Raw genomic sequence first — 12,208 nt, forward strand, 5'->3', positions numbered from 1 at the left:
GTTCAGCCGGTGGGGCAGGAGTTGTCCGCGCGGCCGTCGGCGTGGGCGCCGGACCGAGGGGCAACGCGCGCGGGCCGTGAGCCTTTTCGCTCACGGCCCGCGCGGGCAAAGCAAGTTGACGGTCCGTCAGGAAACGTCGATCCAGACGTTGGTCAGGTCGCCCTCGGGTACGATCGCGGTCGTCTGCTTGATGTAACCCGTGTTGCAGTCGCCGCCGTTCCATTCCGTGACGGTGACGGTCTGGCCGATGCCCGCGTTCACGTTGGCGGTGTGCCAGCCGGGCGCGTAGCCGGTGTAGTAGCACTTCCAGTAGATGATCGGGTTGCCGATGCTTACGCCGAACGACTGGGCCGACGGTCCGACCTTCACCATCACGTTCTTGAACGGCTGGGCGGCGTTCGCCGTCCCGGTGCTGAGCGGGACGAAGGCCAGGGCGACCAGGGCGACCAGGGCGACCCCGATGGTGGTCAGCCGGGCACCGGACCGGCGCCGCGGAGACGGGTCGGCCTGTCGAGGGGAGAGGGCGGTGGAGACGGAGTCCACGGGGTGTCCTTTCGGGCGGCGTTCTGGTGGGGCGATCGGTCGTCAGGACCGGGTCGGGTAGGTGAGGGAGAGCAGGAGCCGGTCCAGGAACGCCCAGTCCCGCGGTGCCGGAGGAGTACCGGTGCGGGTCAGGCCGGAGCTGGCCGCGGTGATCGCGGTGCCGTCGGGCAGCACCGTGAACGCGACGCGTTCGGTACCCCCGACCGATGTCTTGTCTGCGGGGTCGGGCTTGGTCGTGCGTTCGGCGTGTACGACCGTCGTGCCGTTCACGCGGGTCAGGGAGCAGCGCAGGGTGGTGCCCGCAGGTGCGGGTGACGGCAGTGGCTGTGCGGTGGCGGTGGGGGCGAGCCCCTCCATGCCGAGGCTGTCGCCGGTGCCCGGCCAGGTGCCGCACCTGTCGTAGTCGGCGCCGAGGGCCGACACTCCGCCCCTGGTGGCCCGGGCGATGACGAACGAGCCGTGGACCACGGCCCCTCCGTCGAACTTCGCCGATCCGTCGATGACGGTCGCACCGTATGCGGCGACCTTGCCGTTACGGCCTTCCTCAAGGGCGACGTATTGCGGGATCGGTTCCGAGCCGGGAACCAGGCGGCGTAGAGCGGCGGCGAAGTCCTGGCCGCCCGGCGTGGTGTCCATCGACTCCGCCTGCGGATCGACCCAGGATCCGCCCGAGGCGGGGGCCGGCCAGGTGGCCACCGTGCCGTCGGGGTAGGTGACCCGCGTCCGGCCAGGTGCCGCCGCTTTCGGGTAGGTGCCCTCCGAGGGTTTCGCGTCGGACGGTGTGGTGTTGGCCGGGGCGGCGCTCAGCAGGGTCGGCAGTACGACGCTGGGGGTCGCGACCACCGCGCCGACCGGTCCGGTGGACCTGGCGGGAGACGGGGAGGACGGTGTTGTGGAGGTGTCCGTCGAACCGGGCACGGCGAACAGACCCGCGACGACCGCGGCGGAACCGGTGACCGCCAGAGCCGCGAGGACCGAACGACGGCGCCACCACGGCTTCCCTGCCGGGGCGTCCGCCGCCAGCTCGGGGGCGTGGGGTCTGGTACTGAGTATGGGCATGAGTGATTCCCCAACCGGGTGCGGTTGTGCCGAGGCAGTGGCGAGGCGGGGTGGGCCCGGCGTCCGTGGGGAGACTCCGGGCCCACCGCGCGTCACGTGCTCAGTACCAGAGGTAGTAGGAGTTGAACTCGTACTGGCGGACGTCGGCGTGCCAGTCGGCGGAGTACTTGTTCGGGTCCCAGTAGGCCGTGTAGCCGTAGTAGGCGATGAGGTCGCCGCCGATGCACTGCGTGCCGTTCTTCCCCGCGGAGACCCATGACCCCATCAGGTGGCCGGCCTCGGGCGTGTAGTGGGTGGCCTGGTACGGCTGCGCGTACTGGCCCGCGTACATGTGCACCGTGTACGTGAAGGTCGTGGTGTAGGAGGTGGTCCGGCCGTAGCTGGGAGTCAGGGCCAGCAGCCCGCCGTAGCCCTTCTGGGCGCCGTACGATCCCTGGATCCAGGCGCTGATGTTCCAGGAGCTCGTCGACGTCTTGCTCTGGCCCCAGGCGTAGTCACACCCGTTGCTTCCGACCGGGCAGCGGTAGACGGTGCCCTTCCAGAGTTCCTTGTCGTACGAAGTGCCGTACCAGGTGGGGCTGGTGGCGTAGGTGTCCCTGCCGTCCTGGCGGATGTCGGCGCCGTTGCTGGCCCAGTCGCTCCAGTAGCCGCGCTCGTCGGCCCAGCTCGTACCGACGACCCAGACGCACTGGTAGGTGACCGCCGAGGCCGGGGTCGCGAACATGAGGACGGACGCCACGAGGGTTCCGAGGACCGCCAGCAGACGGTTGTGCCATCTCTGGTGCCACCGCTGTGGGGGTGGGGTGAGCGGCATGGGGGTGCTCCTTCGGGTTTCCGGGGTGGGAGGCGCGCCTCGGTCGTGTTCGCCGCCAAGGGAGTTGACGGTCCGCCGACGGGCCGGGCGGCCGTTGGTGATGAGTGTGGGACCGCGATCAGGTCCATGAAAGATGAGAAAACAATCAAGATCTGATGAGGGGGAGACCGGGCCGCTCGCGCGAGTTGATGGCTTTCCCTCACCTCGGCATGGTCTTTTCGCGGGGCTTGATCGTGGCTATATTGCGTGCGAACACTGGTAGATCCACTTGGGTGCCTGGTGTGCAACGATTCTGTGAACGTTCACAGTTCAACTGTTCTGAATTCCCAGGACTCTTTGCCCAAGGAGGGCAGCGGTACCGTGAGCGCTCACAGAGCCGACGAGGACCAGAATCCCGGCGGCGAGCAGTTGGTCGGAGAGCCCTGGCACGGCGACGCGGTGGGCTCCCTCGTCGGCAGGTCGTGGGAGCTCCTGCTCGTGGACCACGCCCTGTCCGAACTCGCGGGCGGCCGGGGCGGGTTGCTTCTGATCACCGGACTGCCGGGGATGGGGAAGACTCGTCTGACAGCCGAGTTGGCCAACCGGGCGCGGGTGGTGGCCAGTTGCGTGAGTGTCGCGGCCGATGCGAGTGATGCAGGGGGCACGGCTCGTTCAGGCGGGCTGTGGCGGCGCGTGCTGGGCGAGCTGATGTCTGGACATCCGGATCCCGGCGGGCACGAGTCGTCCGAAGTCGAGGGTGACGTCGATCCGTTGACCTTTTGGCAAGGCGCGTTCTCCGCGACGGGGCGCGTCGGCCGGCCGCTGGTCGTCGTCGTGGAGGATGTCCACACGGTAGAACCAGGGCAACTGGCCTTGGTGGACGGGTTGTTGCCCGACCTTGCCGCCGTGCCTCTGCTCCTGGTCCTCACCGCCGCCGGGCAGGGTGACCCCGGGCGGCAACCATGGTTGCGCTGGTGCGAGCACGGCGGTACCACCCATGTGGATCTGCCGCCGTTGCCGGTGCCGAGCATGGTGGACCTGGTCGAGGCGTGGCTGCCGGGCGTGCTCCGGGAGACCGCCGTGTCGATCGGAACCGCATGTGGCGGAAACCCGGGCGTCGCACGGGAGTTCTGTCACTGGACCGGGAATCCCGTGGACGAGGTGAAGTCGTCGGCTCTGCCCTGGCTCAGCGCGGCCGTCGCGACCGGCGAAGCTGTGCTGGCAGCGCTGGACACTGTGGGGGAGCCGACCACCACCTGTCTTATCAGCGAGTCGCTGGGCATGCCCCGCGCGGCCGTCGTGGAGGCGCTCGACTCGTTCTGCGGTGAGGGCCTCGTCGTACGCGATCACGAGTTGGATCCCCGATACCGCCTTGCTCACCCTCTCGTCGGCCATGTCGCGAGGGCGCTCGCGGGGGCGGAACGGATCAACCGGATCAACCGACGCCTCGCAGCCACCTTGGCGGCCCGGCAGATCACCGCGCCGTCGGCGACGAGTGTCAGAATCGCCCGACACCTCCTGGCCGCATGTGCGGACGGAGCGGAGACCGTGCGGCACTGCCTCGACGCTGCGGAATGGCTCAGCGCGGAGGAGGAGTTCGAGGCCGCGGTCGTCTTCGCGACTCGGGGCCTGGCCGCGGAGCCGGACCCCGAGCGGGAATGCCGCCTTCTGCTGGTCGCCGGCCGGTGCGCGATCGAGTCCGGCGCTCACTCGGTCGGATTGACGCACCTGGAGAAAGCGCTGGTGCGCGTCCGGGACCTGGGGGACGGGGGGTTGTTCGCCCGCGTCGTTGCCGAACTCCTGGAAGCCGACCCGCCGCAACAGCGGCCCCACGAGCGTCGCGCCGCGCTGCTGGCCCAGGCGCTTCGGATCTGCCCGACGAGCGCGCTCGCGCTGCGGGCCCGTCTGGAGGCGCAACGGGCGGGCATGACCTGCCTCGACGATGCCCCCGCCTATCGGGCGGCTGCGGGACTCGCCCTGGAACTCGCCCGGCAGAGTGGAGATCCCGTCGCGATGAGTTCCGCACTCGGGGTGCGCATCGCGAACCCGATACCTCATGAGATCGAGTCGTACGCGCGTATCGGCGCCGAGGCGGGCCGACTGTCCGGCATGACATCGGTCGGTGCGTTGTCGGCGATGGTGTACGCGGCGACGGCGACCGGGCGGCGAGAAGCACTGGACGCCGCGGCGGACAGGCTCGCCGCGCTGCGGGACACAGCTGCCAACGGCCGTGACCGCGCCCGGCTCGCCGAACTCACCGTAGGACGGGCGATCCTGGACACCGATGCGCTGGAACTTGTCGAGGCGCTACGGCTCATATCCGTCGAGTCACCGTCGCGGGCTGCTTTCGTCGTTCCGGCCGCCGCCACGATCTGGCGGGCCCACACCGGCTCGGAGCTGCCGCACAATCTGCACCTGCCCGCCCTCCCACCCGAGACTCCACCCCATATCGTCTGCCTGGTGCCGGCGGCGGAGTGCGTGATCTCGGCCGAGTACGGCGATCCGGTCATGCACCGGCGGGTGAGCATTCTCGTCGGACGGCTGCCCGACGCGGCCCGTATGCCCCAGGACTTCACCTGGTCGACCTGGCACGCGATCACCGCCCGGGCCGGCGCTCTGATCAGCGACGCGGGGCGATGCCGGTCGGCCGTCGAGCAACTGGCCCCGTTCTGCGACCAGTTCGTCGTACTGGGGTCGTGTCTGCCCGTGGGGCCGGTGGGATGGTTCCTGGCCGAGCCGATGTGGCTGCTCGGACGTATCGAGGAGGCTCTCGACGCCAACACCCGTGCCGAGCACATCAGTCGGGCCCTCGGCAGCCAGGGCTGGATCGTGCACTGCCTGATCCAGCGGGGACGCCTGCTGCGCCGCGCCGACCCGGCCGCCGCGACGGCCGCGCTGACCGAGGCGCATGACGTCGCGGAGCGGATCGGCGCGACCGGACAGATGGAGCAGATTGTGGCCCTGTCGCGCTGGATCGACGCGCACACCGCCGATCCGGTCGGTGAACAGCGTTACGGGGGGCAGGAATTGACTTTCAGTCAGATCGGTGCGGATGCTGCCGCGCAGGACTTCCAGAGCGCCGGGCTCACGCCCGAAGAGATCGACATCATTCGGCACGCGGCAGCCGGGCGGACCAACGCGGAGATAGCGAAGATCATGCACCTGAGCGTGCCCACCACCGAACGACGGCTGACCAACGTGTACCGGCGCCTCGGCGTACGCAACCGTGCGCAGGCGGTGAGTCTGTTCACCCACGGGCTGCGAGGGTGAGCGAGATGCTCTGTCATGTCTCGTACCGCCGCTCCGGTAAGAATGATCGTGGCCCGTACGCCGTTGGACCTGGACGAGCTGGTCGAGCACCGGCTGCTCAGGGAGCGGGGCGGGCCTGACGCACGGTGGGCTCCACGGGCTCGGTGCGCTTCTCCGCCGGAACGAAGAAGGCGAGGAGAAGCGGGATGGCGCTGAGGCCGCAGATCCACCAGAACGTTCCGGAGAACGCCGAGAGTCCGTCCGTCGGCGTGGGCGCACCCGCAAGCCGCTTCTGAAGGATCATGGCGATGACCGCAACGCCGAAGGGCGCACCGACGCGCTGCACGACGCTGAACGCCGCACTGCCTCGGGGAGTCTCGTCGTGGCTCAGGTTCGAAAGGGCGAGTGTCATCACCGGGAAGGTGGTGGCGGCGAAGCCGGCTCCCTGGGCGAACTGGGCGGCCAGCAACAGGCTCGTGCCGCCGTGCGTGTCCGCGAGGGCGAACGGCACGGTGCCGAGCATGGTCAGTACCACACCGGCGGCGATGACGAAGCGGCTGTCGACGCGTGCCGCGAAGGGGCGCACGGCCACGACGAAGAACATCGTGCCGAGTCCTTGAGTGATGAGCAGTAGGCCCGTGTGGAGCACCGTCTCGCCGCGAACCTGCTGGTAGAAGAGGGGGATCAGGAAGGACAGGGCGTAGGTCGAGAACCCGCCCGCGAACGTGATGGCGCTGCCCAGACCGAAGCTGCGCCGCGTGAACATGCGCACGTCGATGAGAGCGGGACGACGGGCGCGCAGCGAGTGGACCGTGAACGCGGCGAGCAGCACGGCACCGATGACGAGTGGGAGCCAGGCGCCGACGGCGGCGAAGCCGTCCTTTCCGGATATCTCACCGATGCCGTAGGCGACGGCGACGACACCGGGCGTGAGCAGGAGGAAGCCGCGAATGTCGAGTCGGTGGCCGCGCTGTCCGGCGGTCGAGGGCAGCAGGGTCCGGCCGAGCGCGAGCGCGGCGACGCAGACCGGCACGTTGATGAAGAACAGCCAGTGCCAGCTCAGGGACTGCAGGATGGCGCCGCCGAGCACTGATCCGAGGATCGGACCGAGGAGACCGGGAAGCGCGACGGCGGCTGTGGCCTTGTGGATGCGTTCCGGTCCGGCTGCCCGCGTGATGATGGAGAGCGTGATCGGCATCACCATGCCGCCGCCGATTCCCTGGACCACCCGGAAGGCGACGAGTGCGGGCAGGGAACCCGCGAGGCCGCACAGGACTGAGCCGACGAGGAAGGTGCCCATGGCGAGCATCCACGCGTTGCGCGCGCCGAACCGTTCGGAGAGCCACCCGCTCACCGGGATCACCGATACGAACGCCAGCAGGTAGCCCGTGGCGACCCATTGGGTCTGAGCGACCGAGGCGTGGAACACCGTCTGCAGGTGGTTCAGGGCGATGTTGACGATCGTCGTGTCCAGGAGCGTCGTGAACACTCCGAGCGCCAGGACGAGGCTGATGAGGTTCAGCCGGCGATCACTCACCGGCGTTGCGGCCTGCGTGGCCGTCACTGTCGAAGTCATGGCGGGCACACTACACCGTGCAGTGTAGTAGCTGCACCGGCCGGTGTAGGGTGCCCTCTGGAGGTACGGATGAGCACGGTTGGCACGGCGAAGTCGGTGCGCGAAGGGTCCCTGGAGAAGCGGAAGGCGATCCTCGCCGCAGCTCAGGATCTGTTCGTACGCCAAGGAGTGGACCGCGTCAGCATGGACGCCGTCGCGGCCCGGGCCGAGGTGTCAAAGCGCACCGTGTACGACTACTTCGGCGACAAGCGGCGCCTTTTCCTGGCCATCCTCTCGGACGCCTCCCAGTCGCTGGTGGCCACTGCGCGCCGGGCGCTCGACGAGCACCTCCCGAAGGGCGCTCGGATCGCGACGGTGCCGCAGCTGGAACAGGCCCTCACCGCGTTGGCGATCGACCTCGGCACCTCGATCGTCGGCTCCGCCGACTACGCCGCCGGGTTCGCCCTCGTCGCCCAGGAGCGCCTGCGGACGCCGACGACTCGGGACGACATCGCGACAGGGGCAGTGGAGGAAGTGTTCGCGGAACGCATCGCCCACTTCGCCGACGCCGGCCTGCTGGACACGGACGATGCGCGCCTGGCCGCCGACCACTTCTTCGCCCTGACCGTCCTGTTGGCCTACAACCATCAACCGGTCCCCGCCAACCCCGACCCTGAAAAGGTCCGCCAGACCATGATCGACGGGGTCCACGCGTTCATCCGCGCGTACGCCACGCGTTAGGAGCGGCGTCGCGGCACATGGAGTAGCTGGGGTCACCCACTGAGGCGGCCGTGTCTCTACGTCGGGCCGACTGCTGCTGTCGGGTCGGGTGCGCAGAGGCGGCGGGCGGCTTCGACGACGACGGCGCGGTGTTCGGCGAGCCGTTGTGGCCGGTAGGGGTCGGTGCCGTCGGCGGCTGTGAGGAGGTCTCGTGGTGCGAGGACCCAGCTCTGGGTGAGTCCGGTGATGAGGACGAGCAGGTCGGTCGACGGAAGTTGCCCGGCGGTCGAGTCCGCGGTCATGCGGGCCATCTTGTCGCTGTACACGTCCGCTGCGTCGGGGCCCAGCTCGGGCCGTTCCAGCTGGCGCCACAGGTGCATGCGCAGTGCGGCGGGGTGCCGGGTCAGGTAGTCGAACATGCGGCCCGCGTATCCCGGCAGGTCGTCCTCGGTGAGCGGCACCGCGTCGTTCAGTTCGCTGATGACCTTGTGCAGGGCGGCGGCGAACAGGAGTTCCTTGTTCGTGTAGTACACGTAGATGGACCGCTTGTTGGCGCCCGAGACCTCGGCGATGCGGTCGATGCGGGCACCGGCGAAACCGGAGGCGCTGAACTCCTCGATCGCCGCCCGGAGGATCTTCGCGCGGGTTGCCGCGGAGTCGTAGGCCATGGGGTCAGCTTAAGGTAACCAACCAGTTACTGACAAACCTTGGACCCTGCGTGCTAGATGGTAACTATCCAGTTATTTTCATTACTGGCCGTAGCGAAGGGTCTGTCATGAGTACTTCCTCACCCACCTCGCCCGTGTTCGAGCGGGACCTGTTCATCAACAACACCTGGCGTCCCGGCTCCACCGGCGAGCGCATCCCGGTCGTCGACCCCGCGACCGAGAAGCAGATCGGCTCGGCTGCCGCGGCGGCCTTCGAGGACGTCGACGCGGCGGTCGACGCGGCCCGTGCCGCGTTCGACTCCGGCCCCTGGCCGCGACTGACCCTGCGCGAGCGGGCCGAGATTCTCACGAGGTTCGCCGAGGAACTGGAGAAGGACGCCGACCCGGTCACCGAAGTGCTCGTCGCCGAGACGGGCCTGACGGTCGGGCAGAGCCGCGGCGGTGCGCTGACCATGCCCGGCCTGCTGCGCTACTACGTCTCCCTGGCGGACACGACGGAACTCACCGAACTGCGCACCGGTCTGTCCGGGGTCAGCGCACGCATCGAGAAGCGGCCGGTGGGCGTCGTAGCGGCCATCGTCCCGTGGAACGCCCCGCTCGCACTCGCCGCGTTCAAGCTGCCGCAGGCCCTGCTGGCCGGCTGCACCGTCATCATGAAGCCATCCGAGGACACGCCCCTGAGCGCGGGCTACTTCGCCGACGCCGCGCTGCGGGCCGGGCTGCCCGCCGGTGTGCTGAACATCGTCAACGCCCTGCCCGCGGGCGGCGATCACCTGGTGCGCCACCCGGGCGTCGACAAGATCACCTTCACCGGCAGCACCGTGGTCGGCCGTCGCATCGCCGCCGCGGCCGCCGACACCCTCAAGCAGCTCACTCTCGAACTCGGCGGCAAGTCACCGGCCCTCGTGCTCGACGACGCCGACCTCGACCGCATTGTCGAGACCCTGGTGCCGGGCGTCACCGGGAACAACGGCGAGAGCTGCACCAACCCCAGCAGGCTCATCGTGCCCGAGCACCGGCACGACGAGATCGTCTCCGCCCTCGCCGAGGCGTTCGCCGCACTGACCGTCGGTGATCCCCGCGACCCGGCCACCGACGTCGGCGCGATGGTCACCCGCAAGCACTACGAGCGGGTCCTGGACTACCTCGCCTCCGCACAGAAGGAGGGCGGCATCTTCGCCGTCGGCGGCGGCCGGGCCCCCGGCCACGACGTCGGCTACTACGTCGCCCCCACGATCATCACCGGCGTGTCACCGGACGCCAAGGTCGCACAGGAGGAGATCTTCGGGCCGGTCCTGACCGTCCTGACCTACCGGGACGAGGAAGAGGCCGTCCGCATCGCCAACGGCACCGAGTTCGGCCTGTCCGGCGCCGTCTACAGCACCGACACCGAGCACGCCCTGCGCGTGGCCCAGCGGATCAACTCCGGCACGGTGAACCTGAACAACGGCATCACCGTCGACATCGGCGTGCCGTTCGGCGGCGTCAAGCAGTCCGGCTACGGCCGCGAACTCGGCCCCGAGGGACTGGACGCCTTCTTCAACACCCACGTCATCTTCATCGACGGCGAACCCCTCCGCGTGATCAACGGATAGCAGCGGCGCAGTCCGGTCCGGTCCGTCGCGGCGGACCGGACCAGGCCGTCCGCCTCTCTGCCTCGCCGTTCTTCTCGCTGTCGGGAAGGACGACGTCGGTGACACCGGTGGATAGGTGGACCGCAGTGAATTCGTCCAGCTCCACGATGCGGGTACGAACTGCGGTGGTATCAGCAGGGGCATCGCTGAACTCCGGCACGATGCGCTCGCCGACAGACAGGACCTGGTCAGATGGTTGGGGCCTTCTCCACCGGGCCGCGGTCCCGCTGCCGGATCGGCCGCAGGACTATGCCGTTCGGGTCGACGTCGTTGCGCAGGACCCGCAGCTCCTCCTCGGTCGGCGCTGCTGTGGTCGGGTAGGACCGGGCTGGGTCGACGACTGCCCAGGCGGTTTCCTCCGAGATTCGGGCGAGTGGAACACCGGCATGCGCCGAGGCCAACTGCATGACTCCGGCAGGGAACGCGTAGGTCGCCAGGTCGGTGATGACGTTGGCCGGGCCCGTGCCCGGCCGGAGACCGGCGGCGTCCCGCGCCGGCCGGCCGCCGTCGAGGTACCCCGGAGCGCTCAAGAACTCGACCCGTGCGGGGAAGCGCTGCCTCTTCTGGTTGACGGCCACGATGAAACGGCCGCACAGGCTTGCTATCTCGCACGCACCGCCCGCTCCCGGCCAGCGGAGCGTCGGCGCGTCGTACGGTCCCACCACGGTGCTGTTGACGTTGCCGAAGCGGTCGACCTGACCGGCCCCGATGATGCCGAGGTCGATGCGCCCGCGCTGCGCCAGCGCGTTGACATAACCAGCGCTGCTGAGCACATCGGCACCGGCCTGGGTGGTCAGGGTGTCCAGGAGAGCGGGGAGGGGGAACGCCGCCGTCCGGACGATCCCCGTCTCCAGCACGATGGTGCAGTCGGGGGCGTGCGTCCGCTTGGCGAGCAGCGCGGAGATCACCGGCATGCCCACACCCACGTAGACGACTTCGCCGTCCCGGATGAGACGGCTGGTCGCGCACACCATCTGTTCGGTCATGCTGTACGACGGCACGGCGGACGTCACGATGCTCCCCTTCCGGAGCTGTGCGGCGGCTCGGCCACGACAGGTTCGGGGTCGCGGTCGGCCTCCGCGCGAAGGCGGTTCAGGTGGTCGGCGCCGTGTCGACGGGCGACCAGCTCCATGAGCTCCCGCCGGTCGGTGACACCCCTCACGTCCTCGCGCAGATAGCGTTCGTAGGACTCGGGGTCCGCGACCTGGCGGAGGAACGTCGGGACGTCGTTGCCGTAACAGCCGGCGAGGTGCTGGGGGTAGGCCCCCCACGGCTCGTGGACGACGGCGTCGACGACGAGGCCGGGGATCACCGTGGCGTCGGGGGTGGCGCGGATCCGGTCGGAAGAGACCACCTCTTCCGTCACCACGATCACGCGCCGCGCGGCGTGGGCGCCGTTGATGTCCATTCCCAGACTGCCGGACTTCTGGGCGTTGCCCAGTGCGTCGGCGCGCTGTACGTGGACGATCGCCAGGTCGGGAACGATCGCGGAGACGAATTGGAGGGGTACTCCGGTGAACGGGCACGACCCCGTCGTGATGTTGTCCGGGTTCACTCGGGCGTAGTCGGTGCCGAGGCCGCTGAGTGAGGGCAGGCAGGGCAGCCCCTGCGCGCCGGCGGCCAGGGCGAGGTCGAGCAGTCCGTGGGAGTACTCCTCGACGCGCAGCGCCTTGTCGCGCGCGGCCACCAGCGCCGCGAGGTGACCGCGTCTGGGGTACAGCGCGCTGGTGTACGCGTGCTTGAGCACCGACACCCGGCCTTCGGTCAGGAGCAGTTGGGCCACCTCGGGGAGCTGGGCCACCAGCGTGAGGTCTCGTTGTTCTTGGCGGAGGATCTCGTGAACGGCCGCTGCGGGTTCTCCGTGTTGCATGCCCGACAGGAACAGGGTGTCGCCATCGCCCAGCAGTTCTGCGATGGCCTCGCGCATCGACTTGACCTTGCCGCGGTGGGGGAGAGCGCCGGTCACGTGTTCGCCGGGCATGGCAGT

Annotated in this window: 10 protein-coding genes; 3 read left to right on the forward strand and 7 right to left on the reverse strand. The window is 69.3% G+C overall.

Translation table 11 applies throughout. The annotated features are described in order from the left end of the window. Positions 1–126: 126 nt before the first annotated feature. The 3 genes from OG588_RS48325 to OG588_RS48335 all read right to left on the reverse strand — a co-directional run bounded on the left by OG588_RS48325 (position 127) and on the right by OG588_RS48335 (position 2,416). Positions 127–543 (reverse strand): hypothetical protein, encoded by a 417-nt coding sequence (locus OG588_RS48325; protein WP_405952875.1) that lies wholly within the window; start codon positions 541–543, stop codon positions 127–129. 42 nt (positions 544–585) lie between these two features. After that, on the reverse strand, positions 586–1,602 hold the full coding sequence (locus OG588_RS48330) for a hypothetical protein (protein WP_405952876.1): 1,017 nt from the start codon (positions 1,600–1,602) through the stop codon (positions 586–588). Between the two features lie 100 nt (positions 1,603–1,702). Continuing rightward, a complete protein-coding gene (locus OG588_RS48335) occupies positions 1,703–2,416 on the reverse strand; it encodes a hypothetical protein (protein WP_405952877.1) in 714 nt (237 codons plus the stop codon). Positions 2,417–2,776: 360 nt separating this feature from the next. On the opposite strand from OG588_RS48335, the gene OG588_RS48340 reads away from it, so the two are divergent. After that, entirely contained in the window at positions 2,777–5,665 is a 2,889-nt protein-coding gene (locus OG588_RS48340) for an AAA family ATPase (RefSeq protein WP_405952878.1), read from the forward strand. A gap of 97 nt (positions 5,666–5,762) precedes the next feature. Here the strand turns inward: OG588_RS48340 and OG588_RS48345 are convergent, their stop codons facing one another. Beyond that, complete coding sequence (locus OG588_RS48345; protein ID WP_405952879.1) at positions 5,763–7,220, reverse strand: MDR family MFS transporter; 1,458 nt, start codon at positions 7,218–7,220, stop codon at positions 5,763–5,765. Positions 7,221–7,289: 69 nt separating this feature from the next. Here OG588_RS48345 and OG588_RS48350 point away from each other — a divergent pair, with 69 nt between their 5' ends. Beyond that, positions 7,290–7,940, forward strand: a complete 651-nt coding sequence (locus OG588_RS48350) for a TetR/AcrR family transcriptional regulator (RefSeq protein ID WP_405952880.1) — start codon at positions 7,290–7,292, stop codon at positions 7,938–7,940. 56 nt (positions 7,941–7,996) lie between these two features. Here OG588_RS48350 and OG588_RS48355 read toward each other — a convergent pair whose 3' ends face one another. Beyond that, positions 7,997–8,587, reverse strand: a complete 591-nt coding sequence (locus OG588_RS48355; protein ID WP_405952881.1) for a TetR family transcriptional regulator — start codon at positions 8,585–8,587, stop codon at positions 7,997–7,999. A gap of 107 nt (positions 8,588–8,694) precedes the next feature. Between OG588_RS48355 and OG588_RS48360 the strand changes: the two genes are divergently transcribed. Continuing rightward, a complete protein-coding gene (locus OG588_RS48360) occupies positions 8,695–10,182 on the forward strand; it encodes an aldehyde dehydrogenase (RefSeq protein ID WP_405952882.1) in 1,488 nt (495 codons plus the stop codon). 227 nt (positions 10,183–10,409) lie between these two features. On the opposite strand, the gene OG588_RS48365 is transcribed toward OG588_RS48360, so the two are convergent. Both OG588_RS48365 and OG588_RS48370 read right to left on the reverse strand, forming a co-directional pair. Beyond that, positions 10,410–11,234, reverse strand: coding sequence for a CoA-transferase subunit beta (locus OG588_RS48365; RefSeq protein WP_405952883.1), 825 nt, complete (start codon positions 11,232–11,234; stop codon positions 10,410–10,412). Next, entirely contained in the window at positions 11,231–12,202 is a 972-nt protein-coding gene (locus OG588_RS48370) for a CoA transferase subunit A (protein ID WP_405952884.1), read from the reverse strand. Before OG588_RS48370 ends, OG588_RS48365 begins: the two co-directional genes overlap by 4 nt. Positions 12,203–12,208: the final 6 nt, after the last annotated feature.

Source organism: Streptomyces prunicolor (assembly GCF_045162825.1).
Taxonomy (GTDB): Bacteria; Actinomycetota; Actinomycetes; order Streptomycetales; family Streptomycetaceae; genus Streptomyces; species Streptomyces prunicolor.

Excerpts from the sequence above, each read along its gene's own strand:
- OG588_RS48330 (WP_405952876.1), bottom strand. The coding sequence starts at position 1,602 with ATGCCCATACTCAGTACCAGACCCCACGCCCCCGAGCTGGCGGCGGAC.
- OG588_RS48335 (WP_405952877.1), bottom strand. The coding sequence starts at position 2,416 with ATGCCGCTCACCCCACCCCCACAGCGGTGGCACCAGAGATGGCACAAC.
- OG588_RS48345 (WP_405952879.1), bottom strand. The coding sequence starts at position 7,220 with ATGACTTCGACAGTGACGGCCACGCAGGCCGCAACGCCGGTGAGTGAT.
- OG588_RS48350 (WP_405952880.1), top strand. The coding sequence starts at position 7,290 with ATGAGCACGGTTGGCACGGCGAAGTCGGTGCGCGAAGGGTCCCTGGAG.
- OG588_RS48355 (WP_405952881.1), bottom strand. The coding sequence starts at position 8,587 with ATGGCCTACGACTCCGCGGCAACCCGCGCGAAGATCCTCCGGGCGGCG.
- OG588_RS48360 (WP_405952882.1), top strand. The coding sequence starts at position 8,695 with ATGAGTACTTCCTCACCCACCTCGCCCGTGTTCGAGCGGGACCTGTTC.
- OG588_RS48370 (WP_405952884.1), bottom strand. The coding sequence starts at position 12,202 with ATGCCCGGCGAACACGTGACCGGCGCTCTCCCCCACCGCGGCAAGGTC.